At 50.9% G+C, this 26,955-nt stretch carries 27 protein-coding genes and 1 riboswitch; of the genes, 5 read left to right on the plus strand and 22 right to left on the minus strand.

Translation table 11 applies throughout. The features are described from left to right. Window positions 1–146: 146 nt before the first annotated feature. The 5 genes from WBL83_RS05465 to araB form a co-directional block, all read right to left on the minus strand. Window positions 147–1,022: a hypothetical protein gene (locus tag WBL83_RS05465; RefSeq protein WP_424588194.1), complete on the minus strand. Its 876-nt coding sequence runs from the start codon at window positions 1,020–1,022 to the stop codon at window positions 147–149. Between the two features lie 8 nt (window positions 1,023–1,030). After that, window positions 1,031–1,510 carry an Hcp family type VI secretion system effector gene (locus WBL83_RS05470; protein ID WP_424588195.1) on the minus strand — a complete coding sequence of 160 codons (480 nt, stop codon included), beginning with the start codon at window positions 1,508–1,510 and terminating at the stop codon, window positions 1,031–1,033. A gap of 157 nt (window positions 1,511–1,667) precedes the next feature. Then, window positions 1,668–2,363 (minus strand): L-ribulose-5-phosphate 4-epimerase, encoded by a 696-nt coding sequence (gene araD, locus WBL83_RS05475; RefSeq protein ID WP_424588196.1) that lies wholly within the window; start codon window positions 2,361–2,363, stop codon window positions 1,668–1,670. 104 nt (window positions 2,364–2,467) lie between these two features. Then, window positions 2,468–3,970 carry an L-arabinose isomerase gene (araA, locus tag WBL83_RS05480; RefSeq protein WP_424588197.1) on the minus strand — a complete coding sequence of 501 codons (1,503 nt, stop codon included), beginning with the start codon at window positions 3,968–3,970 and terminating at the stop codon, window positions 2,468–2,470. 10 nt (window positions 3,971–3,980) lie between these two features. After that, window positions 3,981–5,687, minus strand: coding sequence for a ribulokinase (araB, locus tag WBL83_RS05485; RefSeq protein ID WP_424588198.1), 1,707 nt, complete (start codon window positions 5,685–5,687; stop codon window positions 3,981–3,983). Between the two features lie 341 nt (window positions 5,688–6,028). On the opposite strand from araB, the gene araC reads away from it, so the two are divergent. After that, the gene (gene araC / locus WBL83_RS05490; protein WP_424588448.1) at window positions 6,029–6,874 is read left to right on the plus strand and encodes an arabinose operon transcriptional regulator AraC; all 846 of its coding nucleotides are present in this window, start codon (window positions 6,029–6,031) and stop codon (window positions 6,872–6,874) included. Window positions 6,875–7,052: 178 nt separating this feature from the next. Further along, window positions 7,053–7,826, plus strand: coding sequence for a DedA family protein (locus WBL83_RS05495; protein WP_424588199.1), 774 nt, complete (start codon window positions 7,053–7,055; stop codon window positions 7,824–7,826). Here the strand turns inward: WBL83_RS05495 and thiQ are convergent. The 4 genes from thiQ to sgrR form a co-directional block, all read right to left on the minus strand. Beyond that, window positions 7,823–8,527, minus strand: coding sequence for a thiamine ABC transporter ATP-binding protein ThiQ (thiQ, locus tag WBL83_RS05500; RefSeq protein WP_424588200.1), 705 nt, complete (start codon window positions 8,525–8,527; stop codon window positions 7,823–7,825). The genes WBL83_RS05495 and thiQ overlap by 4 nt on opposite strands. Before the next feature lie 78 nt (window positions 8,528–8,605). Beyond that, window positions 8,606–10,243 (minus strand): thiamine/thiamine pyrophosphate ABC transporter permease ThiP, encoded by a 1,638-nt coding sequence (thiP, locus tag WBL83_RS05505; RefSeq protein ID WP_424588201.1) that lies wholly within the window; start codon window positions 10,241–10,243, stop codon window positions 8,606–8,608. Next, a complete protein-coding gene (thiB, locus tag WBL83_RS05510) occupies window positions 10,219–11,202 on the minus strand; it encodes a thiamine ABC transporter substrate binding subunit (RefSeq protein WP_424588202.1) in 984 nt (327 codons plus the stop codon). Before thiB ends, thiP begins: the two co-directional genes overlap by 25 nt. A gap of 36 nt (window positions 11,203–11,238) precedes the next feature. Continuing rightward, window positions 11,239–11,338: riboswitch (TPP riboswitch) on the minus strand. Window positions 11,339–11,374: 36 nt separating this feature from the next. Beyond that, window positions 11,375–13,033: an HTH-type transcriptional regulator SgrR gene (sgrR, locus tag WBL83_RS05515; RefSeq protein ID WP_424588203.1), complete on the minus strand. Its 1,659-nt coding sequence runs from the start codon at window positions 13,031–13,033 to the stop codon at window positions 11,375–11,377. Window positions 13,034–13,126: 93 nt separating this feature from the next. Here sgrR and sgrT point away from each other — a divergent pair, with 93 nt between their 5' ends. Continuing rightward, window positions 13,127–13,288 carry a glucose uptake inhibitor SgrT gene (gene sgrT / locus WBL83_RS05520; RefSeq protein ID WP_424588204.1) on the plus strand — a complete coding sequence of 54 codons (162 nt, stop codon included), beginning with the start codon at window positions 13,127–13,129 and terminating at the stop codon, window positions 13,286–13,288. A 247-nt stretch (window positions 13,289–13,535) separates the two neighbouring features. Next, window positions 13,536–14,714: a sugar efflux transporter gene (locus WBL83_RS05525; protein ID WP_424588205.1), complete on the plus strand. Its 1,179-nt coding sequence runs from the start codon at window positions 13,536–13,538 to the stop codon at window positions 14,712–14,714. A gap of 352 nt (window positions 14,715–15,066) precedes the next feature. Here WBL83_RS05525 and hemW read toward each other — a convergent pair whose 3' ends face one another. The 5 genes from hemW to WBL83_RS05550 are packed head-to-tail and all read right to left on the minus strand — an operon-like array spanning window position 15,067 to window position 18,390. Then, window positions 15,067–16,203, minus strand: coding sequence for a radical SAM family heme chaperone HemW (hemW, locus tag WBL83_RS05530; RefSeq protein ID WP_424588206.1), 1,137 nt, complete (start codon window positions 16,201–16,203; stop codon window positions 15,067–15,069). Continuing rightward, window positions 16,196–16,789 carry an XTP/dITP diphosphatase gene (locus tag WBL83_RS05535; RefSeq protein ID WP_424588207.1) on the minus strand — a complete coding sequence of 198 codons (594 nt, stop codon included), beginning with the start codon at window positions 16,787–16,789 and terminating at the stop codon, window positions 16,196–16,198. The genes hemW and WBL83_RS05535 overlap by 8 nt, the downstream gene beginning before the upstream one ends. 28 nt (window positions 16,790–16,817) lie before the next feature. After that, a complete protein-coding gene (gene yggU, locus WBL83_RS05540) occupies window positions 16,818–17,108 on the minus strand; it encodes a DUF167 family protein YggU (protein ID WP_424588208.1) in 291 nt (96 codons plus the stop codon). After that, window positions 17,105–17,659 (minus strand): YggT family protein, encoded by a 555-nt coding sequence (locus tag WBL83_RS05545; protein WP_424588209.1) that lies wholly within the window; start codon window positions 17,657–17,659, stop codon window positions 17,105–17,107. Before WBL83_RS05545 ends, yggU begins: the two co-directional genes overlap by 4 nt. Before the next feature lie 26 nt (window positions 17,660–17,685). Continuing rightward, on the minus strand, window positions 17,686–18,390 hold the full coding sequence (locus WBL83_RS05550) for a YggS family pyridoxal phosphate-dependent enzyme (protein ID WP_424588449.1): 705 nt from the start codon (window positions 18,388–18,390) through the stop codon (window positions 17,686–17,688). A gap of 15 nt (window positions 18,391–18,405) precedes the next feature. Between WBL83_RS05550 and WBL83_RS05555 the strand changes: the two genes are divergently transcribed. After that, a complete protein-coding gene (locus WBL83_RS05555; protein ID WP_424588210.1) occupies window positions 18,406–19,470 on the plus strand; it encodes a type IV pilus twitching motility protein PilT in 1,065 nt (354 codons plus the stop codon). Here the strand turns inward: WBL83_RS05555 and ruvX are convergent. The 8 genes from ruvX to metK form a co-directional block, all read right to left on the minus strand. Next, window positions 19,436–19,855 carry a Holliday junction resolvase RuvX gene (gene ruvX, locus WBL83_RS05560; protein ID WP_424588211.1) on the minus strand — a complete coding sequence of 140 codons (420 nt, stop codon included), beginning with the start codon at window positions 19,853–19,855 and terminating at the stop codon, window positions 19,436–19,438. The two genes, WBL83_RS05555 and ruvX, sit on opposite strands and share 35 nt — an antisense overlap. Next, on the minus strand, window positions 19,855–20,418 hold the full coding sequence (locus WBL83_RS05565) for a YqgE/AlgH family protein (RefSeq protein WP_424588212.1): 564 nt from the start codon (window positions 20,416–20,418) through the stop codon (window positions 19,855–19,857). Before WBL83_RS05565 ends, ruvX begins: the two co-directional genes overlap by 1 nt. Window positions 20,419–20,554: 136 nt before the next feature. Next, entirely contained in the window at window positions 20,555–21,502 is a 948-nt protein-coding gene (gene gshB / locus WBL83_RS05570) for a glutathione synthase (RefSeq protein WP_424588213.1), read from the minus strand. A gap of 151 nt (window positions 21,503–21,653) precedes the next feature. Then, on the minus strand, window positions 21,654–22,385 hold the full coding sequence (rsmE, locus tag WBL83_RS05575) for a 16S rRNA (uracil(1498)-N(3))-methyltransferase (protein WP_424588214.1): 732 nt from the start codon (window positions 22,383–22,385) through the stop codon (window positions 21,654–21,656). Window positions 22,386–22,458: 73 nt separating this feature from the next. Further along, a complete protein-coding gene (gene endA, locus WBL83_RS05580; RefSeq protein WP_424588215.1) occupies window positions 22,459–23,166 on the minus strand; it encodes a deoxyribonuclease I in 708 nt (235 codons plus the stop codon). Between the two features lie 92 nt (window positions 23,167–23,258). Then, complete coding sequence (locus WBL83_RS05585) at window positions 23,259–23,774, minus strand: SprT family zinc-dependent metalloprotease (protein ID WP_424588216.1); 516 nt, start codon at window positions 23,772–23,774, stop codon at window positions 23,259–23,261. A 71-nt stretch (window positions 23,775–23,845) separates the two neighbouring features. Continuing rightward, window positions 23,846–25,240, minus strand: coding sequence for a sugar porter family MFS transporter (locus tag WBL83_RS05590; RefSeq protein WP_424588217.1), 1,395 nt, complete (start codon window positions 25,238–25,240; stop codon window positions 23,846–23,848). A 408-nt stretch (window positions 25,241–25,648) separates the two neighbouring features. Further along, on the minus strand, window positions 25,649–26,800 hold the full coding sequence (gene metK, locus WBL83_RS05595) for a methionine adenosyltransferase (protein ID WP_424588218.1): 1,152 nt from the start codon (window positions 26,798–26,800) through the stop codon (window positions 25,649–25,651). Window positions 26,801–26,955 lie beyond the last annotated feature (155 nt).

Here is a 26,955-nt window from a genome sequence, read left to right on the forward strand (position 1 = left end):
AGGTTATACTGTCAAAACAGTAGCCATAATTATCATCCCCGGCAGTGCTGTAACTAATTTCATCTGAGAGATGAGGCAATGTATGGAAAAATGATGGAGTTATTACAATGTAATACATGAAATTCTTTTTGGTATATGTTGCACCGTCAAAAGTTGATAGTTGAATGAAAATAATCAGGAGAAGAAGGCTTATGATTGTTAATATAAAAATGAGAAGGCATTTCAAGGCTTGTTTGCCGTAATAAATTATCTTCTTTACTCGGTTTTCTGCGAAGTGAAACATATAATTCTTCATTTAATCTATTGTTGTCAGAAAAGAAGTTATTTTCAGGTTCGTCATAATAGCGATTTAACAAATTATTTTCAGTTAAATCATTTAATGGTTGGATGTAATTTAGCCATGATGGCAAGTATCCTTTTCTCGGTGTCTGTATCTTCGGTGGAACTGGTTGAGGAAATAATAATGGTCGAAATTCTTTATTTTTAAATTTTCCTATTGGACCATAATGATCCCAGATTGATAAAGCGTAAGCTTTAGTTGCTGGCATTGCTAGAATCAAGGGATCAATACCAGTACCAAAAACACGATAAAAACCTAGTAAATCTGAAACTAGATCTTCCCCACTGAAGCCACTATCTATAAATCTATCGATCATCTTCGTTGCCTGGAGTGCTTCAAAACGCCATGCAGTTTGTTTCATTATTGTCAGAGCAATACGTTTTTTCATTTCATTGCTTAGACAGGACCGTACCATCAATGGAGCATGTACTCCTGCCCAAAGATCTAATCCGAATCTCAAATGTTTGACCATTTCTTGATAATAGTCGACAGGGAAATACCAATCATTGAACTCAGGAAAATACTTTCTGCCTTTTTCTTCAAATAAAATTGCCTTAAGCCTTTTGGCATCATCCCCGCATGCATGCCCGAGATCTATCCATCCAAGGATCTTGGTATAAACTAAACCCGACTTTCTGTTTGAGGATGACAAGCCATCCTTAATATGTTCCCTCTTACTCATTCTCCCTCCTAAAAAACATTATCTTCCCAAAAACTGTATCCAGAAGTCCCCGCTACGTGATGACTCCACGTAATACTTTTAAAACTGAGGAGTAGAGTTTCTTCTGGTTGGGCATCGTTATGATCTATCGAATGAGGAATATTTAGAGAAACGTCAACCAGGAACGCATCCCTGAGTTCAATGGAATAGAATTTCCTGTTTAAACCCGTTTTATCGGTGCTGTAGACATCGATAACACATTGTAGTTTTTCATTATTAGCGATGGCCACTCCAAATAATGGAGATGACTTATCTATTAATTTAGTTATGCTAATGGGTTGATGATTGATGTGCTGTTGTCGATGGGTGCTGTGAGTGAGTGCCAGAACAAATATTTGATCCAGGTGATTGATTTGGAATTTGTTACCTATAGAGTCGTAGGTACCACATCCTTGAGAAATAGAACCTTGCTTTTCACCGGTAATGGTCATGTAAACTAAGTTAGCCATATAAACTCTCCTTTTAAATGAGTTATATGTCTATGCTTAAATAAATACAAATGCTAAAAATGTATTGTATTGGAGTGATTAATTTATGAGGTTAATAGTAGTTGAGTGATTTTAAATTTATTAAGAAAGATGTGGCGCTTATTAGCGCCACTTTTAACTACTGCCCGTAATAAGCCTTCGCACCATGTTTGCGCAAATAATGTTTATCCAGCAGGGTTTGTTGCATATCCGGTAATTCAGGGGAAAGTTGTTGGCAGAATATGCCCATATACGCCACTTCTTCCAGCACGATAGCGTTATGAACCGCATCGACGGGATCTTTACCCCACGCAAACGGGCCGTGTGAATGCACCAGCACGCCAGGCATTTGTGCGGCGTCGATTCCCCGTTCAGCAAGGGTTTTCACAATCACTTCGCCGGTTTGCCATTCGTAATCGCCATTGATCTCTTCATCGGTCATTTTGCGGGTGCAGGGAATGGTGCCGTAGAAGTAATCCGCGTGAGTGGTTCCGGTGGCCGGGATGGATTTCCCTGCCTGCGCCCAGATAGTCGCATGACGGGAATGGGTGTGCACAATGCCGCCAATGTGCGGAAATTGCAGATACAGCAAGCGGTGAGTGGGAGTATCGGATGACGGTTTCTTGTTGCCTTCCACCACTTCGCCTGTTTCCAGACTCACTACCACCATATCTTCGGCCGTCATGATGCTGTAATCGACACCGGATGGTTTGATGATCAGCACGCCATGCTCACGATCCACCGCGCTGACATTGCCCCAGGTCAGGGTCACCAGATTATGTTTAGGTAGCGCGAGATTAGCTTCGAGTACCTGGCGTTTGAGTTGTTCTAACATATGAAGTCCCGGTCAAGTTAATGTCGGATGGCGCTTGCGCTTATCCGACCTACTCGAAGTTGTAGGGTGGATAAGCGCAAGCGTCATCCACCCCTTTCTCCGAACTAGCGTTTGAAGCTGTAATAAACCTCATTCCAGCGCAGTGAATCTTTAAACGCAGGCAAGCGAGTGTCGTTATCAATGACGGTCAACTCAACGCCGTGCAACTCACTGAACAGGCGCATATCGTCCAGTGTCAGAGACTGGCTAAACACGGTGTGGTGTGCACCACCGGCCAGGATCCATGCTTCAGATGCGGTTGGAAGATCAGGTTGGGCTTTCCACAGCGCATTGGCGACCGGCAGTTTTGGCAACTGATGTGGGGCTTCGACGGTATCGACACAGTTCACCAGTAAGCGGAAACGATCGCCCAGATCGATAAGGCTGGCGTTCAGTGCAGGGCCGGTTTGGGTGGAGAAGATCAAGCGGGCAGGATCGTCTTTGCCGCCGATCCCCAAATGCTGCACATCGAGAATCGGTTTTTCTGCGATTGCGATCGACGGGCAAACTTCGAGCATATGGGAACCAAGCACCATATCGTTGCCGTTTTCGAAGTGATAGGTGTAGTCCTCCATAAAGGAGGTGCCGCCCTCAAGGCCCGTTGACATCACTTTCATGATGCGAAGCAGCGCGGCGGTTTTCCAGTCGCCTTCACCCGCAAAGCCGTAGCCTTGCTGCATCAGACGTTGCACGGCAAGCCCTGGAAGTTGTTTCAGGCCATGCAGATCCTCAAATGTGGTGGTAAAGGCGCTAAATCCGCCTTGTTCGAGGAACTGTTTCATACCCAGTTCGATGCGGGCGGCATCAATCACATTCTGGCGTTTATCACCGTTAATTTGTGCGGCAGCTGTCAGACGGTAGCTGCTTTCATACTCGTCGATCAGTGCATTCACGTCGCCGTCGCTGACCGCATTCACCACTTGAACCAGGTCGCCCACCGCGTAGGTATTTACAGCAAAACCAAACTTCATCTGCGCTGCGACTTTATCGCCGTCAGTCACCGCAACTTCACGCATATTGTCGCCGAAACGAACCACTTTGAGTTGACGGGTATCTTGTTTAGAGACCGCCTGGCGCATCCAGGAACCAATGCGTTGGTGCGCTTGCGGATCTTGCCAGTGACCCGTGACGACGGTGTGTTGCTGACGCATACGCGCGCCGATGAAACCGAACTCACGGCCGCCGTGAGCGGTCTGGTTCAGGTTCATAAAGTCCATATCAATGCTGCCCCATGGGATTTGCGCATTGAACTGAGTGTGGAATTGCAGCAGTGGCTTGGTCAGAATACTCAGGCCGTTGATCCACATTTTTGCTGGCGAGAAGGTATGAAGCCACACCACCAGACCGGCGCATTTATCGTTGTAACTGGCATCACGGCAGATAGCGGTGATTTCGTCAGGTGTTGTACCCAAAGGTTTCAGCACCAGTTTGCAGGGCAGTTTGGCTTCTTTATTCAGTGCATTGACCACTTGTTCGGCATGCTGATTCACCTGACGCAACGTTTCCGCACCGTAGAGATGCTGGCTGCCAATTACAAACCACACTTCATATTGTTCAAAAATGTTCATCGTTATGTCCTTAATGGGTCACAGTGACCTGGGCTGCAGAAGTCACCGCAGCGGGGGCCGAAGGGAGATAATGTTTTTCTGCGCTAACAGCCCACTGCTGATAACGGCGGTAAAGTTGTTCAAAACGTTCGGCGCGTTGAGGATCAGGTTGCAGCGTGTTTTCGATTTGGCTGGCCATCGCCAGTTGCGCTCGGGAAATATCCGGGTAAACGCCTGCGGCAACGGCGGCAAAAATGGCGGCACCTAATGCGCAACACTGATCAGAGGCCACGATTTGTAACGGGCGATTGAGCACGTCACAGCACACCTGCATGATCACCGGCGATTTACGGGCGATCCCACCCAGCGCCATCACGTTGATGACGGGGATCCCTTGTTCGGTAAAGCACTCCATAATCGCGCGGGCACCAAAGGCTGTGGCGGCAATCAATCCTCCGAATAGCGCAGGTGCATCGGTTGCCAGGTTCAAATCCGTAATCACGCCTTTCAGACGCTGATTGGCATTCGGCGTACGACGTCCATTAAACCAGTCGAGCACCACCGGAAGATGTTCAAGCGTTGGGTTTTTCGCCCACGCTTCAGTGAGTGCCGGGAGCAGTTGTTTTTTACTGGTATTAATTTGTTCGCGTAATTCAGGATGTTGCTGCGCCAGTTGTTCCAGCGGCCATCCCAGTACGCGTCCAAACCAGGCATAGATATCGCCAAACGCAGACTGCCCAGCTTCGAGGCCGATAAAATCAGGTACGACGCTGCCATCGACTTGCCCACAAATCCCTTTCACGGCACGGTCGCCAACGGTGGGTTTATCAGCGATTAAGATGTCGCAGGTGGAGGTGCCGATGACTTTCACTAACGTGTTGGGTTGTGCGCCAGCCCCAACTGCACCCATGTGGCAGTCAAACGCACCACCGGAAATCACCACACTTTGAGGCAGGCCCAGACGCTCAGACCATTCGGCGGAAAGATTTCCCACCGGAATATCCGCAGTCCAGGTTTCGGTGAACATCGGGTAATCCAGGCTCTGGTTGATAACCGGATCTAATTCGTCGAAGAAACTGGCAGGAGGCAGGCCACCCCAGCTTTCGTGCCACAAAGATTTATGCCCGGCGCTACAGCGGCCACGGCGAATATCTTGCGGACGAGTGGTGCCTGAAAGCAGCGCGGGAACCCAGTCGCACAATTCAATCCATGACACCGCAGCCTCAGCCACTTTATGGTCAGCGCGAGTCACGTGCAGAATTTTCGCCCAGAACCATTCGCTGGAATAAATACCGCCAATGAAACGTGAGTAATCATTATTGCCGGGCTGATGGCACAAGCGGGTAATCGCCTCGGCTTCTTCAACCGCAGTATGATCTTTCCACAGCACAAACATGGCGTTGGGGTTGTCGGCAAACTCTGGCTTCAGAGCCAACACGTTGCCTTCAGCATCAATAGGAGCGGGAGTGGAGCCGGTGCTGTCAACGCCAATGCCACACACTCGGGCGCGTTGCTCAGCAGTCAGTTCGGCGAGAACGGTTTTTACTGCCCGTTCCATGGACTCAATGTAGTCACGAGGATGGTGGCGAAACTGATTGTTAGCGGCGTCGCAGTAGCGATTATCCTGCCAGCGGGGATACCACTCCACGCTAGTCGCAAGTTCTGCTCCATTTTCGCAATCTACTGCCAGCGCACGAACAGAATCACTACCAAAATCGAGGCCCAGCGCGATCGACATTTTTATACTCCCTGACCTGGTTATCTATGAAAATGACATTAGTTTTTATGCAGAAAAACCGTCAGGTCGTATTCGCTGTAGTTATGGAGAAATGTGCTGTGACGTTGAGAAGTGTGACGCCCCGCAAATAATCGATGTGGACATATCTGCTACTTTTATAAACACTTTGGTTATCGTCATAAAACCCTGTCGACGACGAATGAAAAGCATACGGCCAGATAAATTGCGGCTTTATGATATAAATCGGGCTGTTTATTGTTCAGGCAGCAGAGTGCTGGTGTGAAACTACAGGGATATGGACAAATTGTTCCTGTTCTCCCATTTAAAAAGCGAGCTTGATGATGCCTGAAATGCAAAATGACCCCTTGTTGCCGGGGTACTCTTTTAACGCGCATTTAGTCGCAGGATTAACGCCGATTGAAGCCGAAGGCCCGTTGGATTTTTTCATCGACAGGCCATTGGGCATGAAAGGTTACATCCTGAATTTAACGGTGCGTGGTGAAGGCGTTATCAATAACCAGGGGAAAAATTACATCTGCCGTCCAGGTGACATTCTGCTGTTTCCACCCGGTGAAGTGCATCATTACGGTCGTTCGCCGGAAAGCAATGAGTGGTATCACCAGTGGGTCTACTTTCGCCCTCGGGCTTACTGGCAGGAGTGGTTAAACTGGGATCCTATCTTTGCGCACACCGGGTTTTTCCGCCCGGATGACGCGCACCAGCAAAGTTTTTCTCAACTATTTGGTCAGATTATTGAGGCCGGGCAGGCGGAAGGGCGCTATGCCGAACTTCTGGCGATCAATCTGTTAGAGCAGCTTTTGTTGCGGCGCATGGAGGTCTTGAGTGCTTCGCTTAATCCCCCGCTCGATAACCGTGTACGTGATGCCTGTCAGTACATCAGCGACCATCTGGCCGACCATCATTTTGATATTGCCAGCGTCGCGCAGCACGTCTGTCTGTCACCGTCACGCTTGTCGCATCTGTTCCGCCAGCAGCTGGGGGTCAGCGTATTGAGCTGGCGTGAGGACCAGCGCATCCTTCAGGCCAAACTATTGTTGAGCACCACCCGCATGCCGATTGCCAGTGTTGGGCGCAATGTCGGTTTTGAAGATCAGCTCTATTTCTCGCGTGTATTTAAGAAATGTACCGGTGCCAGTCCGAGTGAGTTTCGTGCAGGCTGCGAATAACCGCTATCCTTACTGAATGGCTTACGGTGTTAAACGGGTTTTGTAGGGTGGATAAGCGTAAGCGTCATCCACCATTTGCGCCCATGATGCCGTGGCCCTACATATTCATACAAATCATGGCTTGACGCTTCATTCCACACTCAGGAGAATCGCCCACTCGTTTCTCGACGGATGCTTTATGGAAGCTTTGCTGGAACACTTTATAACTCAGTCAGTAGTGTATTCGCTTTTTGCGGTGATGCTGGTGGCGTTCCTCGAATCACTGGCGTTGGTCGGGCTTATCCTTCCTGGCACCGTCATGATGGCAGGGCTTGGCGCGCTGATTGGTGGTGGTCAGGTCGATTTTTATCACGCCTGGGCGGCGGGGATTGTCGGTTGCTTGCTGGGCGACTGGATTTCGTTCTGGCTGGGGGGGCGTTTCAAAGGGCCTCTGCATCGCTGGTCGTTTATGAAAAAGAACAAAGCGTTGCTGGATAAAACCGAACATGCACTGCATCAGCACAGCATGTTTACTATCCTGGTTGGCCGCTTTGTTGGCCCGACGCGCCCGCTGGTGCCGATGGTCGCGGGCATGTTAGACCTGCCCGTGTCGAAATTTATCATTCCTAACATTATTGGCTGCATTTTCTGGCCACCGGTCTATTTTTTACCGGGGATTTTGGCTGGTGCAGCGATAGACATTCCTGCGGATATGCAGAGCAGCAGCTTTAAGTGGCTCTTACTGCTGGTGGCGCTGATTATCTGGCTGGCGGCATGGTTGTGCTGGCGCTGGTGGCGTAGTGGCAAATCAGGCCACGACCGTTTAACCCAGTATTTGCCTCGCGCTCGCTTGCACTGGTTAGCGCCTGGCATGGCGGTACTGGCAGTGGGATGCTTTGTAGCGATTCAGATGCACCCGTTAATGCCGATTTACCGCGATATTTTGTGGAAAGTCCTCAACGCCCACCACTAATTCCTGACGCCAATCCCCAACAGTGCTGATGCACTGGCTTCTCCGCTTAATAAGATAGCCGTGTCGCCATCCCAGGCGATACGGCCATCGACCACCACAAGGCTTCGCGGTGCAATTCGAGCCGCATCTTCAATGCTATGTGACACCATCAGCAGCGTCAGTTGCTGCTGGCCGCATAGCGTATCAAGCAGTTGCAGCATTTCCTGGCGCAGTGCCGGGTCGAGTGCGGAGAACGGTTCATCAAGCAGCAAAATAGGCTGTTCACGCACCAGACAACGGGCGAGGGCGACGCGCTGACGCTGGCCGCCGGAGAGCTGTGACGGGAGTCGGTCGAGCAAATCGCTAATTGCCATTTGGCTGGCGATGGTGCCCAGGCGTGCTTGTTGCGCGGCAGTGAGTTTCAGCCCGGGATTTAACCCGAGGCCAATGTTCTGGCGCACCGTCAGATGCGTGAAAAGATTGTTTTCCTGGAAGAGCATCGAAACCGGGCGTTGCGCCGGAGCGGTTCGGGTATGCTCCTCGCCATGCAGCAGAATCTGCCCACTGGCGGGCGTCAGAAAACCCGCAATCAAACTGAGCAGCGTACTTTTCCCCGCCCCGCTAGGCCCCAGCACAGCAACACGTTCTCCGGCGTTCAACTGCAGCGAAAAACGCATCGGTAAATGGTGATAGAGCCAGGTGACATCAGTTAGCGTTAGCATTCCCTTCATCCTTCAAGTTGCAGGTGTGTTTGCTGCTTTCATTCATCCAGGTCACATAGCTTTCTAAGTTCCCAGTCTTCATTCACTTGCCGCCTTCCTGCAACCCGAATCATTTTGGGAATAGCGTCCCGGAAGTTTTTCAATCAATGTGAATAAAGCAAAGCACAGTATCAGCAGGATAAGCGCCGTGACGGCTCCATCCTGGCTGCGGTAAGAACCAATTTGTTGATAGAGATAAAACGGCAGCGTGCGGAAATCTTCATTGCCAAACAAGGCCACGACGCCGAAATCGCCAATCGATAATACACAAGCAAACGCCAGCGCCTGAGCCAGTGGGCGCTTGAGCGCACGCAACTCGATATATCGCAGGCGATTTATGCCACTGATATTCAATGACTGGCACAGCCGGGTATAGCGTTCAGCAACATCCAGCATCGGGTTTTCCAGCACTTTTAGCGCGTAAGGAATGGCCATTAACGCATTGGTGAATATCACTATGCCATCGGCTGTTTGCGGTAAGCCCACGGTGTTGTTGAGTAGCAGGAAAAAGCCGGTCGCCAGCACGATGCCCGGCATCGCCAGAATCAACATACCGCTGAGTTCCAGCGCCTGGCCTGCAAAGGCACGGTTACGCAGGCGCAATTCCCGCGAACTCCACAGCAACATTACTGTGATGACCACGCAGATAAGTCCGGCACCCACGGCGATCCTTAGCGAGGTGAATAACGCCTGCCACAGTATTGGTTGTGACAACACAGTGCTAAAGCCACTGTTGATGCCATCAATAATGACGGCCAACAACGGTGGCAATAACAGCAACAGAGCGAGGGTGATTAGCCCCCCGTCGCACAGCTTTCGGCGCAGGTTATCTTGCGGATCGCGCCAGCCTTGCATCTGGCTGATGCCTACCGGAATCGCTTTGCTAAGCCGTTGACTTAACAGCACCAGTCCCAAACAACAGACCATCTGCACCATGGCAAGCAGGGCAGCACGAGCGGGATCGTAGTCGTAGCTCAGCGCCTGGAAGATAGCCAGTTCGATAGTGGTCGCTTGTGGCCCGCCGCCCAGCGAAAGCACAGTGGCAAAGCTTGCGAAACAGAGCATAAATATCAGCGCGGCGGCTGGGAGAATCTGGCGGCGAAGCCAGGGCCATTCCACAAAGCGGAAGAAATTCCAGCCCTGCATTCCCAGTTGTGCGGCAACCTGGCGTTGTTCGCTGGGGATATTTTCCAGTGCCTGAAGCAGCAGGCGTGTCGCCATCGGCATGTTGAAAAAAACATGGGCTAACAGGATGCCTTTTAATCCGTATGGCGAAAATGCCCATTCAACGCCAAGCCATGCGCTCAGGTTGGCAAGCCAGCCTTCCCGACCATAAACCGTCAGAATCCCGAATACTGCCACCAGAACGGGCAAAACCAGGGTCATCGCGCACAGGCGTAACAGCGCAAGGCGTCCGGGGAAGCGGCGTCGATAAAGCGCGCGTGCCAGAAAAATGGCCGGGAACACGGAAAGCGCTGCGGAGAGAAACGCCTGCCAGAATGAGAAACGCAGCACATGCCACAAATAGCTATCCTGCACCAGAGCGCGGATATCCGTTTGCGGCGCGTTAAACCACAGCGCTATAAAAGCCGCCAGGGCTACTGCCACCACCAGTGTGGCGGCACATAACCCTGGAATCAGCCAGCCGGGAATTAGCGGCTGACGGCGCGTTGCCATTCACTAATCCAGTTGGCGCGTTGTTTAGCCACTTCTTGCGCGCTGTACTCCAGCGTGTTCTGCGGTTTTACCAGGCCGTTAAAGCCCTCAGGCAATTTCACATCCGTCACCGGATACATCCAGTTTCCTGTCGCAACGGTATTCTGGAAGCCTGGCGAGGTGATGAATGTCATGAATTTTTCAGCCAGTTCTGGCTGTTTGCTCGACGCCAAACGCCCGGCAACTTCCACCTGCAAATAATGGCCTTCGCTAAAATTAGCCGCCGCGTAGTTATCTTTTTTCTCTTCGATGATGTGATAAGCCGGAGAGGTGGTGTAGCTCATCACCAAATCGCCTTCACCTTTCAGGAACAGACCATAGGCTTCGCTCCAGCCCTTGGTCACGGTGACCGTTTTCTTCGCCAGCTTTTGCCACGCGTCAGGTGCTTTGTCGCCATACACCTTCTGCATCCACAGCAATAAACCTAGCCCTGGTGTGCTGGTGCGCGGATCCTGATAAATCACTTTCCATTTTTGGTCACTTTCCACCAGTTCTTTCAGGCTTTTCGGCGGGTTTTTCAGCTTGTTTTTATCGTAGACGAAAGCGAAGTAACCATAATCGAACGGGACAAACGTATCGTTACTCCAGCCGCCAGGGATCTTCAAAGCAGTGGTGTCTGTCTTGCTCGGGGCAAATAATTTGGTCTGCTCAGCGGCAGCCAGCAGGTTGTTATCCAGTCCCAGAACCACGTCGGCTTTGCTGTTTTTACCTTCCATACGCAGGCGGTTGAGCAGCGAAACGCCGTCTTCGAGTGCGACAAATTTCAGCTCGCAGTTACAGTCAGCTTCAAAGGCTTTTTTCACCGCAGGACCCGGGCCCCAGTCGGCAGCAAAAGAGTCGTAGGTATAAACAGTCAGCAGGGGTTTGGCAAAAACAGGGGCGGCGATAAGGGCCAGTAACGGCAATAATTTTTTGAACACTTTGCACCTCTTGGAATTAGGGGTGGCAAAGGATTTTGAGAATGGAGCCTCAAATCCCTTCGCCGGCGTTATCCGGATCAGGTTCGACGGGTATTATCTCAGCCAGACTTTCGTCTTAGCACCCCGTTGAGAACGCGAGCATTGTAGTGATTCTGTGAATGAATCGAAAGTATTAAGGTTCCGGCGGTGCAAACCATGCCGATTTAAAGTCGAACCAGCCCAACGTGTTCATCCTCACGCCGCGCATACTGCGTTGCCCTTCAATGCGTAACCAATGGTGAATTAATGGCAAAATATCATTATTTTCGACACGACTCTGGCACCATTCAGGCAGAGAAAGCTCGCCCTTATGCCATTGACTGGTATCGGTTTCCCAGTCAATGGCGATGCATTTTTGAATCAAAGGCACTTCATAAAGATGTGAATAGAGTGAAAACTCTAACGGCAAAGTGAAGTTTGCGCTGTTAAGCCAGATGTCACTTTCAGCTTCACCCTGATGCCACTCCTCATAACTGACTTCTTGCACCACCAGTTCAACATCCACGCGTGCCAGCAGTTCTTCCATGACTTTACTGATAACCCGATGCTCAACGTGATCGCGATAAAATGTCAGCGTCACGGACTCAAGCCCGGCAGGTTTTTCAAGCACGGGCTGTGGGCGCGCGTGGTGCCAGCGTGGTAGCAGTCCGTAAGCCGGGAACCAGTATTGCTGATTTTGCGCCCCAGCGCTGTAAAGCAGATGGATCGGTGCCAGGATATGGCTTAGCCAGCGGCGCACTTCTGTGTTGCTGCCAAGCTTTGAGCGGCTATCAAACAAAATATAGTAGCAGCCCTCTTCCAGACGGCTTTCAACGGCTTTCTCGCTGTCAGGCATTCCTGATAATTGCACCGCACAACTGACCTCTTCGCCAATTTCAGGCAGCACCCAGAAATTCACCTCGTCAATCAATGCCCGATAACCAAAGTAATCATCGTAGGCCTGAATTTTTAGCTGATTGTTATTATTGCGTACTACCGAATACGGGCCGGTGCCGACAGGCTGGCGAGCAAAATGGGTTAAGGTTTGCCATTCGCGCGGCAGGATCATTGCGTTGACGCTGCCCAACAACCACGGTAGCCAGTTGTCGGGTTGTGAGAGCGTGATATCCAGTGTCCAGGCCGTAGGCGAAGTGATCTCCGTGATATGCGAATACAGCGGCAAGGTGCTGATACGTTGCAGGGAAGTCGTCACATCCAACATATCTAATTCACGGCCATGGTGAAAATGAATGCCGGGACGAAGATAAAAGCGCCAGTGTAATGGGGATATTTGTTGCCAGTGGTGGGCGATATCCGCTTCCAGTTCCCCATTTTCCTCATTTATCCGGATAAGTCCGCTGAAGATTTGCCGGGCAATATGGGTTTCAGAACGACGTAAAGCTGAGCCTGGTAACAGGTTTAGCAGCGGGCGATAGTAGAGAACCCGCAGAATATGTCGTCCCTGGCGGAAGCTACGACCCAGGTGAGAAATCAGCATTTGCCGTACGGCCGCTTTATCGCCAACGATCTGCACCAGTTGATCAATTCTGTCCTGTTCGAGCAGATCTTCTGCACGCTGCTGCTGGAGTGCCAGGCCGGTATATAAGAATTCTAGCTGCGAACGCTTGCCACGCCCGACCTCCGCTTTCCAGCACAACCAGCCCTTTTCCTGCATCGAACTCAGTAGCGTCCGCATATGGCGACGTGAGCAATTCAACAAATCAGCCAAATCATTTAACGTCGTTTCCTGTGGTTTGCCATCGAAGTATTGCCACAGACGAATGAACTGTTGTTGCAGACGACTCGAACTCATAAAAGAGGAACTCCCCACAGAAACTCATCAATTTAACTTTCCTCATATTACGCCAATAATTATCAACGTTGAAACGAGGAGGTAGAGGTTTATATGAAACGGTCGCCGATAGTTAAGTTTTATCAACAGTATTTTGCCGCAACACATAGTGTTTCTACTGGATGGCTGGCTCGCCTGAAAGCTGAGCAACGTCTGAAGATGCTCGAAGACTTAATGCAGTGGGAAGTCACCACTTCCGCAACCGTGAAGTACTGACTCGTTGATCCATGTGTGACTGAGAATTGGTGTGATTCACCAGGCCAGCAGAATTTTACTGCTGGCTTTTTTATACCCGTCATTCTTCGAGCTGCTGGTGCATTGGCAGCGTTTGCTCGCCCGAATCACTTACCACAGTCGGCTCATCGGGACTCGCTCTCTTGCCGCCTTCCCGCAACTCGAATTATTTAGGGTATAGTTTACGTTTTGCACACCCAGTGAGCGCTCGAACAAAAGGAATTTCTGCATGTTGTGGTTTTTGACTCGGGGACGACGCCTCAACCCGGTGTACGCTGCATTTATGATTGTGGCTTTTATGATGGGGATTGCGGGGGCACTCCAGGCGCCCACGCTTAGCCTGTTTTTAAGTCGAGAAGTAGAGGTGCGCCCATTCTGGGTCGGGCTGTTTTATACCGTCAATGCGATAGCCGGCATTTTAGTTAGCCTGCTGTTGGCGAAGCGTTCCGATAGCCGCGGCGACCGGCGAAAACTGATTATGGTTTGCTGCGTGATGGCAGTGGCAAACTGCGTTTTATTTGCTTTTAACCGTCACTATCTGACGTTAATTACTGTTGGCGTCATGTTCGCGTCAATTGCCAACACCGCCATGCCGCAAATCTTCGCTCTTGCCCGCGAGTATGCCGATAGCTCCGCGCGTGAAGTGGTGATGTTCAGCTCAATCATGCGTGCGCAGCTGTCGCTGGCCTGGGTGATTGGCCCGCCTTTGTCTTTTATGCTGGCGTTAAACTACGGCTTTACCACTATGTTTCTTATCGCGGCGGGGATTTTTATTATCTCGCTGGCGCTAATTTTCTTCGCACTGCCCTCGGTCGCCAGGATTGAGCAGCCCGCAGATGTGGCGCTGACACAGGTCAGCGGTTGGAAAGATAGCAACGTGCGCATGCTCTTCATCGCCTCGATGCTGATGTGGACATGCAACACCATGTATATTATTGACATGCCGCTTTGGGTCAGCAGTGATTTAGGGCTGCCGGAATCCCTGGCGGGGTTGCTGATGGGGACGGCTGCGGGGCTTGAGATCCCAGCCATGATCCTTGCGGGCTATTATGTGAAGCGTTTTGGTAAGCGGCGCATGATGGTGATCGCAGTAGCCGCTGGCGTGTTGTTCTACGTCGGGCTGATTATGTTCCACAGCCGTACGGCGCTGCTGTTACTCCAGCTATTTAACGCGGTGTTTATTGGCATTGTCGCCGGGATCGGTATGCTGTGGTTCCAGGATTTGATGCCGGGCAGGCCGGGGTCGGCGACCACATTATTCACCAACAGCATTTCTACCGGTGTGATTCTGGCGGGGGTGTTGCAGGGTGCGCTTGCAGAGAGTTTTGGGCACTATTCAGTTTACTGGCTGATTGCCGGGCTTTCGGTATTTGCGCTGATTTTGACCTGCAGGGTGAAGAATATTTAAGCTGCTTAACGTCGGATGGCGCTTGCGCTTATCCGACCTACCGGTTTCAGAAGCACAGTGTCAAATCAGATTTCGTATAGCGGATAAGCGTAGCGTCATCCGACACAAGCCATCGGGTTTCGTAGGGCGGATAAGCGTAGCGTCATCCGACACAAGCCATCAGATTTCGTAGGGCGGATAAGCGCAGCGTCATCCGACACAAGCCATCGGATTACGTAGGTCGGATAAGCGCAGCGTCATCCGACACAAGCCATCAGATTTCGTAGAGCGGATAAGCGCAGCGTCATCCGCCAGTAGTCAAATCAGATTTCGTAGGGCGGATAAGCGTAAGCGTCATCCGCCAGTACCTAAACTACTCCGCCAAAAACAGCTCCAACAGCGAATTCAAAAACAGCTTCCCGTGCTCGGTAATCTGCCAATAATCCTCTGTCTCAACCAGGTAATCCTTCGCAATCGCTTCATCCAGCTGCGCGCGAATTACCGACTCATCCAACCCGGTATACTGGTTAAACTCTTTACGTGGTGCAGCTTCCAGCAGGCGGAAGCGGTTCATAAAGAACTCAAACGGTTTGTCGGCCTGTTCCACGTCATGCTGGCGATCAAGATACTTGCCTTCCATATACCCGCGTGGATGGCGGGTTTTCGCGGTACGCAGAATACGCCCGTCCTCGAAAGTCACTTTGCCGTGCGCACCGCAACCAATCCCCAGATAATCGCCAAAGCGCCAGTAATTCAGATTGTGCTGACACTGGTAACCGGGTTTCGCATAGGCTGAGGTTTCGTATTGCTGATAACCCGCCGCCGTCAGCAGTTTGTCGCCTTGCTCGAAAATATCCCACAGTGCATCGTCATCTGGCAGTTTTGGCGGACGGGAGCTAAACAGCGTATTCGGCTCAATCGTCAGCTGATACCAGGAAAGATGCGGTGGGTTCAGTTCAATGGCCTGGCGTAAATCGTCCAGAGCTTCTTCCAGCGACTGGTCCGGCAAACCGTGCATCAAATCCAGGTTGAAACTGCGCAAGCCTAAACCGCTTGCCAGATTGGCCGCTCTTTTGGCTTCGCCTGCATCATGAATCCGCCCCAGACGTTTGAGCTTCTCTTCACTGAAACTCTGCACGCCGATAGAAATACGGTTCACACCCGCACGCTGATAACCGACAAAACGGTCGGCCTCAACGGTGCCGGGGTTCGCTTCCATAGTGATTTCTGCATCCCTCGCCAGCGGCAGGCGAGCCCGCACACCATCGAGCAGAGTTTGCATCGCCTCGCTTGAAAGCAAGCTTGGCGTACCGCCACCAATAAAGATGGTCTTTATTTCACGTCCTTGTGCCATTGGCGCGTCGATATCCAGATCGCGCAACAGGTGGGCGACATACTCGTCGTGCGGCACGTCGCCTTTCAGTGCATGAGAATTGAAGTCACAGTAGGGGCACTTCTGCACGCACCACGGGATGTGAATATAGAGACTCAGTGGTGGCAAATTAGCCATTTTTCATTGCTTCCAGTAACAGTTTTAACGCTTGCCCACGGTGGGAAATCGCGCGTTTTTCATCACGAGTAAGTTCTGCTGCGGTCTTGCCTTCACTCGGGACAAAGAAAATTGGGTCGTAGCCAAAGCCACCTGCACCTGCGGCTTCTCGGGTAATCTGGCCTTCCCAACTACCGTGACAGACTAATGGCGTGGGGTCTTCGGCATGGCGCATATAAACCAGCACACAGTGGAAACGCGCTTTACGTTGCTCGTCTGGCACATCTTTCATTGTAGCCAGTAACTTTTCCAGGTTTTGCTGATCGGACGCTTCAAGGCCTGCGTAGCGTGCGGAGTAAATTCCTGGCGCGCCGCCCAACACATCTACAGCCAGGCCGGAATCATCAGCAATCGCGGGCAGGCCCGTAATCTGAGCCGCATGACGAGCTTTCAGAATGGCGTTCTCGATAAACGTCAGGCCAGTTTCTTCGGCTGACTCGACGCCTAATTCAGTTTGCGCCACCACATCCAGACCAAAATCGCCCAGTAAATCGGCAAGTTCGCGCACTTTACCGGCGTTACCGGTCGCGAGGACAACTTTTTGCATAGTGAGATAATCCTGTGAAATTCGGTAATTATTCGAGCAATGCCGCGACTTCCGTCGGGATTTGTTGCGGGTCGATAACCTTAACTTGCTTATGACGGCCCAACTCGCCTTTCTCAACTACCACCTGGCTTTTGGCGACGCGGAACTGTTTGGCCAGATATTTTACCAGATGGGCGTTGGCTTTACCGTCAATCGGTGGTGCGGTGATGGCGACTTTTAACTCGTCGCCATGCAAACCAATGATGCTATCCCGGCTGGCTTTAGGCTGAATATACAACCGTAAAACCAGCCCGTCTGCGGCTTGACTCACTGCACTCACAGCAAATACCACAGCCCCGGGAACAGATCCATGCCAAGGTAATTCAGTGCGTACAGAATCAAAATCACCACCATCGCGGAGAAATCAATGCCGCCCATTGCCGGAATCACTCGACGAATCGGAGCCATCATCGGTTCAGTCAACTGCATCAGCACATATTCGATTGGGCTGCGACCCTGGCTAATCCAGCTCATCAACGAACGAATAATAATGACCCAGAACACCAGCGTACCGGCGGACTTAAGCAACGATAACAGGCCAACCAGCAGGTTCATCGGGTCAAGCGACAGCGCGCCCACCTGAATCAACAGCAGAATAGGGTACTTCAGCGTGGTGAGAATAAACGCCACCAGCAGCGAAGAGGTATCAATCGGCCCAATCGAAGGGATTATCCGGCGCAACGGCCCGACAATTGGTTGGGTAATTTTGACGATAAATTGGGCAAACGGATTATAAAAATCACAACGTGACCACTGCATCCAGATGCGAATTAATAGCACCATCACATACAGTTCAATCAGTGTTTTGACCAGGAAAGTCAACGTCAGCATGGCGTTCCTCAATTAAGATTTTGTGATTAACGCGCGGAGTAATCCCGTGCGCCGAAAATAGCGGTTCCAATGCGCACCATGGTGCTGCCTGCGGCAATCGCGGCGTCCATGTCATCGGTCATGCCCAGGGACAACGTATCAACCGTTGCATAACGGCTTTTGAGCGATGTGAAAGCGTCAGCCATTTTCTGGCAAACCGCTAACTGATGCTCGTAATCAGGTTCAGGGGCAGGGATCGCCATTAAACCTCGTAACACCAAACCCGGTAGTAATGCGACGTCGGCCGCCAGCGCATCCAGTTCACTGAGCGCAATACCCGATTTGCTTTGTTCATCACTAATATTTATTTGGATCAGCACGTTAAGCGGCGGAAGCTCTGCCGGACGCTGTTCGCTTAAACGGGTGGCAATTCGCAGCCTGTCGACGGTATGGCACCAGTCAAAATGTTCTGCCACCAGACGGCTTTTGTTCGACTGCAAAGGTCCGATAAAGTGCCATTCCAGTGACGCTTCACTGTTCTCGGCAAAGTAGCGAATTTTATCCACGCCTTCCTGCACGTAGTTTTCACCAAACGCCCGTTGCCCGGCAGCAATGGCTTCTGCGAGAGCGCTCGCAGGCTTTGTTTTACTGACTGCAAGCAAAGTCACTTCTTCTGGAGCACGGCCGCAGCGTTCAGTTGCCGCTAAGATTTTGTGCTGAACCTGTGCCAGATTGTGCGTTATCTCATTCATAGGTTGGAAAGTGATATGGATATCGAAGAAATTGTGGCCCTTAGTGTAAAGCATAATGTCTCTGATCTACACCTGTGCGCGCAGCTTCCTGCTCGCTGGCGCAGGCAAGGGCGGTTGGAACTGCTGCCGGGTGGTGCCCCTGAGCCAGATGCATTAATGGAACAATGGATGTCCCAAAGCCAAAAGGCGCAACTGCAAGAAAGCGGGCAGGTGGATTTTGCCGTGACTCTGCAATCAGGGACGCGATTGCGGGCTAACGCATTTCATCATTTGCAGGGGTACTCTCTTGCCTTGCGGATGCTGGCTTCAAATTGCCCTCAACTTGAGGCATTAAACGTTCCGCCGCTACTCCCCGAATTGCTGACCTCGCCAGACGGTCTGATTCTGGTGACCGGTGCGACGGGTAGCGGTAAATCCACCACCCTTGCGGCAATGGTTGATCATCTCAACCATCAGCTTGATGGGCATATCCTGACGCTCGAAGACCCGATTGAGTTTGTGCATCATTCAAAGCGCTGCCTGATTCAACAACGAGAACCTGGCACGCATTGTCGCTCTTTTGCCGCAGCGTTACGCGCGGCACTCCGTGAAGATCCGGATGTGATATTGCTTGGTGAATTGCGTGATAGCGAAACGATTCGTCTGGCGCTCACCGCTGCGGAAACCGGCCATCTGGTATTGGCGACGTTGCATACTCGTGGTGCCGCACAAGCGGTGGAACGGCTGGTGGATGTCTTTCCTGCCGAGGAAAAAAGCATGGTACGCAGCCAACTGGCAGGCAGCTTAAAAGCCGTGCTGGCGCAGAAATTACAGCCTGTTAGCCATGGGAAAAGGGTAGCGCTGTTTGAATTACTGGTGAATACGCCTGCAGTGGCGAGTCTTATTCGCGAGGGGAAAACGCATCAATTACCCGGTCAGATTCAGACCGGCCAACAATATGGGATGCAGAGTTTTGCCCAGAGCGAGGCGATATTTATTGGGAAGGGGGAGCAAGCAACGGCGGAGTGCGGATTAGCGAGCGCGCCATCCGCCGTAGCGGCAACTATCAAGGGTTATAGTCAAACCAGCTTTCAAGAATGATGACAGCAGAGGCTGAGTCAATACTGCCTTTGTTTAATGCACGGAAACCGCCGTGCTCAAACAACCCGGCACGTGCTTCAACGGTGCTCAGGCGCTCATCTTGCAGCGAAACTTTTACGCCAAATCGCCCGTGCAGGCGGTTGGCAAACTTACGAGCACGTACGGTAAGGGGTTGTTCGGTACCATCCATATTCAGCGGTAAGCCAACGATGACTTCATCGGGCTGCCACTCTTTAAGGATTTTTTCGATCACATTCCAGTCCGGTGTACCGTCTTGTGCTTTGATCGCAGTTAAAGGACGCGCGGTTCCGGTAATACGTTGCCCGATGGCGACACCAATACTTTTGGTGCCGAAATCAAAGGCTAACAATGTTCCACTGCTCATTAAGCGTGCCCCGCTTCACTTGGCATATTATGAATATCAATGCCGATTAATTTCGCGGCTTCACGCCAGCGTTCGGAAATTGGGGTGCGGAAAAGAATTGAAGCGTCGGCTGGTGCCGTTAACCAGGCGTTGTCCAGAATCTCTTGTTCGAGTTGCCCTTTTTCCCAGGAAGAGTAGCCGAGAGCGACAATCACATCCGTGGGTTGGTTGGCTGTACCGATAGTTTCGAGCACATCGCGGGAAGTCGTGATCACGGTGTCATCTGAAATACGGATGCTTGAGGCGAAACAATCCGGTGGCGAGTGCAAAATAAAGCCGCGGTCTTCTGCCAATGGGCCACCGATAAAAACAGGTTTATCCAGGCGAATGGCTGGGTCACGGGGTTCTGGTTCGATTTTTAATTTTTCGAGAACACCGTCAACCTGGAGGTTTTCGAGGGGTTTATTAATAATTATCCCCATAGCGCCTTCGTCGTTGTATTCACAGATATAAACGACTGCACGCTTAAACAGAGGATCCTGGAGCGACGGCATGGCAATTAGAAAGTGATGCTGTAAATTCATTGTCAGAGGTTCTGGTTCCGGTTGAAAAAGCGGCATTAAACGCGCGAGGAATAGTCAGTTTATCACTATTGAACTGCTCTGGACACTTGACCCATACCAAAGGTATGGGTCTTTTCCCTAAAGGGACCGTGCGGGATTACTTCGCCAGACGTTTTTCGATTGCGTCGAATAACATACCGGTGATTGAAACCGGGAATTCGGCTTCGATTTCGCGAATACAGGTTGGGCTGGTCACGTTAATCTCGGTCAGACGATCGCCGATGATATCCAGGCCAACAAAGATAAGCCCCTTGGCTTTCAATGTTGGGCCGACGCGGCGGGCAATTTCCCAGTCGCTGTCGGTCAATGGACGCGGTTCGCCACGGCCACCTGCTGCCAGGTTACCACGAGTCTCGCCACCTTGCGGAATACGCGCCAGGCAGTAGGGAACAGGTTCGCCATCAACGACTAAAACACGTTTGTCGCCATCGACAATCGCGGGCAGGTAGTTTTGTGCCATGCAATAACGGTTGCCCAGCTCAGTCAGGGTTTCAGCGATAACACCGATGTTAGGGTCACCCTCTTTGACGCGGAAAATCGAAGCGCCGCCCATGCCGTCCAGCGGTTTAAGAATAATGTCGCCATGCTTTTGCCAGAACGCTTTCAGCTGCGCTTTGTTGCGCGTGACAAGTGTTTCCGGAGTCAAATCAGCAAACCAGGCGGTGAACAGCTTTTCGTTACAGTCGCGCAGGCTCTGCGGTTTGTTGACGATCAGCGTGCCTTGTTCTTCAGCGCGCTCAAGAATATAGGTCGCGTAGATAAACTCGGTATCAAATGGCGGATCTTTACGCATCAATACCACGTCGAGATCGGCAAGCTGAATATCTTGCTCGCTGCTAAATTCGTACCATTTATCGTAATTCTGCTCGACTGAGAGAAGGCGGGTGCGCGCATGCGCTTCACCGTTGATCAAATACAGATCTGCCATTTCCATGTAGTGGAGCTCATAACCACGGCGCTGGGCTTCCAGCAACATGGCAAAACTAGAGTCTTTCTTGATGTTAATGTTTGCGATGGGGTCCATCACGATGCCGAGCTTGATCATTTTTTTCTCCGTTAAAGCTGGCTACAAGGCGTTATCGTTGCAGACAGTCTGGGGGCGGACAGCGCACAACATTCGCAGCGTACATTAGTAAGTGAGAATGTGAGCACTGCCCAAGGCCAGAATGGCAAAAAAGATAGCCTTGTACCCGTTTTTAGCCCAGGTCGCCAAAACGCACTTGCAGTGCAGTAATCGCGGTGAGCGCGGTAGTCTCAGTACGCAGAACGCGAGGTCCCAACAGAATATCAGTAAACTGATGGCGTGCGGTCATCGCAATTTCATCAGCCGTTAAACCCCCTTCCGGGCCAATCAACAGACGCACCCGTTCAACAGGTTGCGGCAACGTATTGATACTGGCGCTGGCGCGAGGATGCAGATTCAGCTTCAGACTGTCATCTTCTTCTGTACACCACTTTTCGAGATCCATTGCCGGGCGCACTTCTGGCACGGTATTACGGCCGCATTGTTCACAGGCGGCAATGGCGATTTTCTGCCACTGTCCCAGTTTCTTATTCAGGCGTTCGGCATCCAGTTTTACGCCACAGCGTTCAGAAAACAAAGGGGTGATCACATTCACGCCAAGTTCCACCGCTTTCTGAATGGTGAATTCCATCTTCTCGCCGCGTGACATAACCTGACCAAGATGCAGGTGTAGAGGGGATTCGCGGTTATCAATAATTGCGCTCATCACTTTCACCCGCACACTTTTCTTATCTGCCTGCACGATTTCAGCATCAAAAACCTGATTGCTTCCATCGAACAGTTGCAGTGCGTGGCCTGCGCTCATGCGCAATACGCGGCCGACGTGATTCGCAGCATCTTCGCAAAGAGCCACGTCCTGGCCGACGGTCAGTAATTCAGGGTGATGAATGCGGGGTATACGCATGGTTTTAATATCCAAAAGAGGTCTTGTTTTTCACCCTCTCCCCCAGGAGAGGGGACTAAACCGCTAGTGTAGGTTAGCTGTTTTGTGCCTGGCAAGCCCGCAGCACATAAGGGTTATGATTGCCCTGAAGTTTAGCGATGCGTTCATCGCGCTCGCACTCCCAGGCCGTAACCGGAAATTGCTTATTCCATGCCTCAAATAGCTGGGTCTGTTGGCGTGACAGACTGAGTTGATACTGATCACGCATATAGAAATAGGTACGTGCGATAGCACCACGCGCACGCGCAGGGGGCTCGGCAATTTTATCTTTGAAGTCGACTTTCATTTCACACTGCCCGTACTGCCCTTCACCGCCATTCCACTGGCTATACATGAAGTTATTACGGTCAGCGTTCACTTCGCCTACAGCAGGTTGCAGGTTGTGCATATCGCTTTCCATCTTGCGATATTCCGGATCTTTGGCGCAGTTTTTACGCCCACCGTCTTGCCAGCACTGGCGCTGATGACCGAACTGCCAGGCCGGAACCACGTGTTCCCACTCGATGCGCGTCGCGCGGTTTTCATTCTTCCGCACTTTGTAGCCGCAGGACTCAAGATCGGGAATGCCTTTTTTGCCTTCCCAGCTGATCTTACACCCACAATAAAAGTCGCCCGGTGCGTCGGCATTCACTTTAACGCCAGCGGCTTTCGCTTGAGAGAAATTATTAATACCGGCACTGAGTGCGGAGAAAGACGAAAGGGCTGCAACAAATGCAACAGCCAAAGAATATTTGCGAGACATTTCCAGAATCCTTACTAAAACGTGTTCGAACCCTAACTGATGCAATATTGGGATTCAATCAGCTAAATCAGGAAACTTTCAGATTAATATTTTTAATTACAGGCAGTTGTAGCGTCTGGCTTTAACAGGTCACCACATTGGACACAGCGGTATTCCGCTTCGCCGCGTACGACACGGTTATGGCGTCTGACCGTCAACTGGTGTAACTGGCAGCGGCAGCGATAAGGGAAGGTATTCTTACGCACGGATTGCACTTCAAATTTATGCGTACGCCTCGCAGGAACACCAAGCACGCTTTCCATCATCCATTTCCACTCTTTGCCGTGGGGGGCGACGCGACCAAAGTGCTTCCAGACCAACAAATGCGCCAGTTCGTGCGGGACCACTTCATCGATGAACGTTTGCTGATTTTCCATCAGCAACACGGGGTTGAGACGAATTTCATAGCTTTCCATCCACGCCGTGCCCGCAGCGGTGCCACGCTGCTGATAGACCAGTTTGGGTTCGGGGTAGTTTCGTCCCAGGTGTTGATTAGCCTGTTGGAGTTTTTCCCGCAGGCAGCGCATAACGGCCTGTTGGATTGCGATGGGGAGTCGTGGGGATTTCATAGCGGCAAAGAATAGTGCGAGGCGGAGCAGGGTGCAAGCCCCTATCCACAGTGGATAGGGGCGAGTATTACCTAGTTCTGAGCGCCAATCTCACGTAAGCGGCGGCCTTTCATCAAGTTACGTTCAATGTGTTCCAGGGAAACGTGTTTGGTTTCTGGAATCAACCACAGAGTCAGCACAATAAAGAACAGGTTTAAGCCCGCGTAAACCCAGAAGGTATTCGCGTTACCCAGAGTGTTAAGCATGGTCAGGAATGTTGCACCGACAATCATGTTCGCAATCCAGTTGGTGGCGGTAGAGCAAGTGATACCAAAATCGCGGCCTTTCAGCGGCTGAATTTCAGAACATAGTACCCAAATCAGCGGACCCGCACTCATCGCAAAACCAACGATGAACATCAACAGCATCGCAATGGCAAAGTATTGCGCACCCTGAGAGTGAATGCCGATGTGCAGCATTGTCCCCAGAACACCCATACCAACTGCCATCACCATGAAGCCCAGAACCAGCGTCGGTTTACGGCCCCAACGGTCAACCAGACCGATAGCAATAAATGTCGCCAGGACGTTGATAAGCCCAACAATAACGGTGCCCCACATTTGCTGAGTGGTGTTAGTGAAACCGGCGATTTCGAAGATTTTCGGTGCGTAATACATGATGACGTTCATACCGGTGAACTGCTGCATAACCTGAAGCAGGATGCCGAGGAACACCGCACGACGGAAGTTGCTGTTGTCTTTAAATAGTGACCAGCCACTTTGTTTTACTTTCAGGCTTTCACGAATTTCTTCCAGTTCGCGTTTGGCTTCTGCACTGGTATCACGCAGGCGCAACAGTACGCGTTCGGCATCGTGGAAACGGCGTTTTGCAGCGAACCAGCGTGGGCTGTCCGGCAGGAAGAAGACGCCTATCAGTAAAATCAGGGCAGGAATGGTGATAACCCCTAACATCCAGCGCCATGAACCGCTGTAGCTGAAGGCGGTATCGGAAAGGTAAGCGCCGAGAATACCAATGGTAATCATCAACTGGTACATGGAAATCATGCTGCCGCGAATTTTTTCCGGAGCAATTTCAGACAGATAAAGCGGTGCGGTATAAGACGCAACACCTACTGCCAGGCCCAACAGTACGCGGGAAATAATCAGGATTTCAGTATTCGGTGCAAATGCAGAGCAAAGCGAACCGGCAACGAAAAGCACAGCACCAATCATCAGGCTGTATTTACGCCCGATGCGGAAGGAGAGCCAGCCACTGCCAACGGCACCTACAGCAGCACCAAACATCATCGAGCTGACGACCCATTCTTGCTGATGTGCGGTTATCTGGAAATCTTTTGCGATAAACGGCAGGGCACCGGCAATAACGCCGATATCAAGGCCAAACAACAAACCGGCCAGGGCTGCAAGGAAACAGACGAAAAAGGTCATGCTTTTATTTGAGCGCCCTTGTTTTTTTATGTCAGGCATATTGCTCTCCAGTTGAATAATTTTGGGGTATCTCTGTATTAAGAGTAGGTTAACGCCACGTGAAATTGTGTGATTCATCTCACGTTAGTGTAATCGGTTACACTAACGTCAAGAATTGTATGTATGTTTTTTGTAATCAAAACAGTGAATTGAGTGTAGAAAATAAAACCAAAATTTTCTATGGCGGACTAATCTTAAATGTTTTGTAACTAGCGCAGCAACAAACTGTTGTCATGCAGAACAATCTTAATTAATGCCTTGTTAACGTCAGTGTAACCGCTACCACTTGGTATTCTTTGTATCGAAAGGTTTTGCTTAAGGAAGGAATTGAGACGATAGAAAGGGAAGTCGAAATAAAAAAGGCCAGCGAAGCGCTGGCCTTTTGAGATTTGATGAACTGTTAGTGTATTACAGACCAGCAGCTTCACGCAGCAAGGCTGCTTTGTCGGTTTTTTCCCAAGGGAAATGTTCACGACCAAAGTGACCGTATGCAGCGGTTTCTTTATAGATTGGGTGCAGCAGATCCAGCATCTGAATCAGGCCGTATGGACGCAGGTCGAAGAACTCGCGCACCAGCAGGGTCAGTTGTTCAGTAGAGATTTTCTCAGTACCGAAGGTTTCAACCATGATGGACGTTGGTTCTGCCACGCCGATTGCGTAGGAAACCTGGATTTCACAACGGTCTGCAAGACCTGCAGCAACGATGTTTTTCGCTACATAACGTGCCGCGTACGCAGCTGAACGGTCAACTTTAGAAGGATCTTTACCGGAGAATGCACCGCCACCGTGACGAGCCATACCGCCGTAGGTATCAACGATAATTTTACGACCCGTCAGACCGCAGTCACCCATTGGGCCACCGATAACGAAACGGCCAGTTGGGTTGATGTGGTATTTGGTAGAAGCATTCAGCCATTCTGCTGGCAGAACAGGTTTGATAATCTCTTCCATCACAGCTTCTTGCAGCGTTTTCAGCTGCACGTCTTCTGAGTGCTGGGTAGACAGAACCACTGCGTCAATACCGACGATTTTACCGTCGTCGTACTGGAAAGTGATCTGGCTTTTTGCATCCGGACGCAACCACGGCAGTGAGCCATTTTTACGAACTTCCGCCTGGCGTTGAACCAGACGGTGTGCGTAAGTGATTGGTGCTGGCATCAGCACGTCAGTTTCGTTGGTTGCATAACCAAACATCAGGCCCTGGTCGCCCGCGCCTTGTTCCAGCGGATCGGTACGGTCAACGCCCTGGTTGATGTCCGGTGACTGTTTACCGATGGCACTCAGCACAGCACAAGAGTTGGCATCAAAGCCCATATCAGAATGAACATAACCGATTTCGCGGACGGTGTTACGGGTGATCTCTTCGATATCAACCCATGCGCTGGTAGTGATTTCGCCACCAACCATCACCATCCCGGTTTTGACGTAAGTTTCACAAGCTACGCGTGCTTTTGGATCCTGCTCGAGGATTGCATCAAGAACCGCGTCAGAAATTTGGTCAGCGATTTTATCGGGATGTCCTTCTGATACAGACTCGGACGTAAAGAGGTGTTTAGCCATGTTTTATTCACCCTAAGAGAATTAGGTTAGTGCAGACTGCTGCTAATTGGCGCTCGTATCAGTGCGATGTACTGATATTGGGAGTTTTAGCCACAGGATAAATTTTAAGCAGTCTAACAGTTAATCGGTATAGATGGATTAACATCTGGACGTCT

The organism is Buttiauxella sp. (genome assembly GCF_049686335.1).
Taxonomy (GTDB): domain Bacteria; phylum Pseudomonadota; class Gammaproteobacteria; order Enterobacterales; family Enterobacteriaceae; genus Buttiauxella.

Coding starts and splice junctions, on each gene's coding strand:
- WBL83_RS05465 (WP_424588194.1), bottom strand. CDS start 1,022: ATGAGTAAGAGGGAACATATTAAGGATGGCTTGTCATCCTCAAACAGA.
- WBL83_RS05470 (WP_424588195.1), bottom strand. CDS start 1,510: ATGGCTAACTTAGTTTACATGACCATTACCGGTGAAAAGCAAGGTTCT.
- araD (WP_424588196.1), bottom strand. CDS start 2,363: ATGTTAGAACAACTCAAACGCCAGGTACTCGAAGCTAATCTCGCGCTA.
- araA (WP_424588197.1), bottom strand. CDS start 3,970: ATGAACATTTTTGAACAATATGAAGTGTGGTTTGTAATTGGCAGCCAG.
- araB (WP_424588198.1), bottom strand. CDS start 5,687: ATGTCGATCGCGCTGGGCCTCGATTTTGGTAGTGATTCTGTTCGTGCG.
- araC (WP_424588448.1), top strand. CDS start 6,029: ATGCCTGAAATGCAAAATGACCCCTTGTTGCCGGGGTACTCTTTTAAC.
- WBL83_RS05495 (WP_424588199.1), top strand. CDS start 7,053: ATGGAAGCTTTGCTGGAACACTTTATAACTCAGTCAGTAGTGTATTCG.
- thiQ (WP_424588200.1), bottom strand. CDS start 8,527: ATGCTAACGCTAACTGATGTCACCTGGCTCTATCACCATTTACCGATG.
- thiP (WP_424588201.1), bottom strand. CDS start 10,243: ATGGCAACGCGCCGTCAGCCGCTAATTCCCGGCTGGCTGATTCCAGGG.
- sgrR (WP_424588203.1), bottom strand. CDS start 13,033: ATGAGTTCGAGTCGTCTGCAACAACAGTTCATTCGTCTGTGGCAATAC.
- sgrT (WP_424588204.1), top strand. CDS start 13,127: ATGAAACGGTCGCCGATAGTTAAGTTTTATCAACAGTATTTTGCCGCA.
- WBL83_RS05525 (WP_424588205.1), top strand. CDS start 13,536: ATGTTGTGGTTTTTGACTCGGGGACGACGCCTCAACCCGGTGTACGCT.
- hemW (WP_424588206.1), bottom strand. CDS start 16,203: ATGGCTAATTTGCCACCACTGAGTCTCTATATTCACATCCCGTGGTGC.
- WBL83_RS05535 (WP_424588207.1), bottom strand. CDS start 16,789: ATGCAAAAAGTTGTCCTCGCGACCGGTAACGCCGGTAAAGTGCGCGAA.
- WBL83_RS05545 (WP_424588209.1), bottom strand. CDS start 17,659: ATGCTGACGTTGACTTTCCTGGTCAAAACACTGATTGAACTGTATGTG.
- WBL83_RS05550 (WP_424588449.1), bottom strand. CDS start 18,390: ATGAATGAGATAACGCACAATCTGGCACAGGTTCAGCACAAAATCTTA.
- WBL83_RS05555 (WP_424588210.1), top strand. CDS start 18,406: ATGGATATCGAAGAAATTGTGGCCCTTAGTGTAAAGCATAATGTCTCT.
- ruvX (WP_424588211.1), bottom strand. CDS start 19,855: ATGAGCAGTGGAACATTGTTAGCCTTTGATTTCGGCACCAAAAGTATT.
- WBL83_RS05565 (WP_424588212.1), bottom strand. CDS start 20,418: ATGAATTTACAGCATCACTTTCTAATTGCCATGCCGTCGCTCCAGGAT.
- gshB (WP_424588213.1), bottom strand. CDS start 21,502: ATGATCAAGCTCGGCATCGTGATGGACCCCATCGCAAACATTAACATC.
- rsmE (WP_424588214.1), bottom strand. CDS start 22,385: ATGCGTATACCCCGCATTCATCACCCTGAATTACTGACCGTCGGCCAG.
- endA (WP_424588215.1), bottom strand. CDS start 23,166: ATGTCTCGCAAATATTCTTTGGCTGTTGCATTTGTTGCAGCCCTTTCG.
- WBL83_RS05585 (WP_424588216.1), bottom strand. CDS start 23,774: ATGAAATCCCCACGACTCCCCATCGCAATCCAACAGGCCGTTATGCGC.
- WBL83_RS05590 (WP_424588217.1), bottom strand. CDS start 25,240: ATGCCTGACATAAAAAAACAAGGGCGCTCAAATAAAAGCATGACCTTT.
- metK (WP_424588218.1), bottom strand. CDS start 26,800: ATGGCTAAACACCTCTTTACGTCCGAGTCTGTATCAGAAGGACATCCC.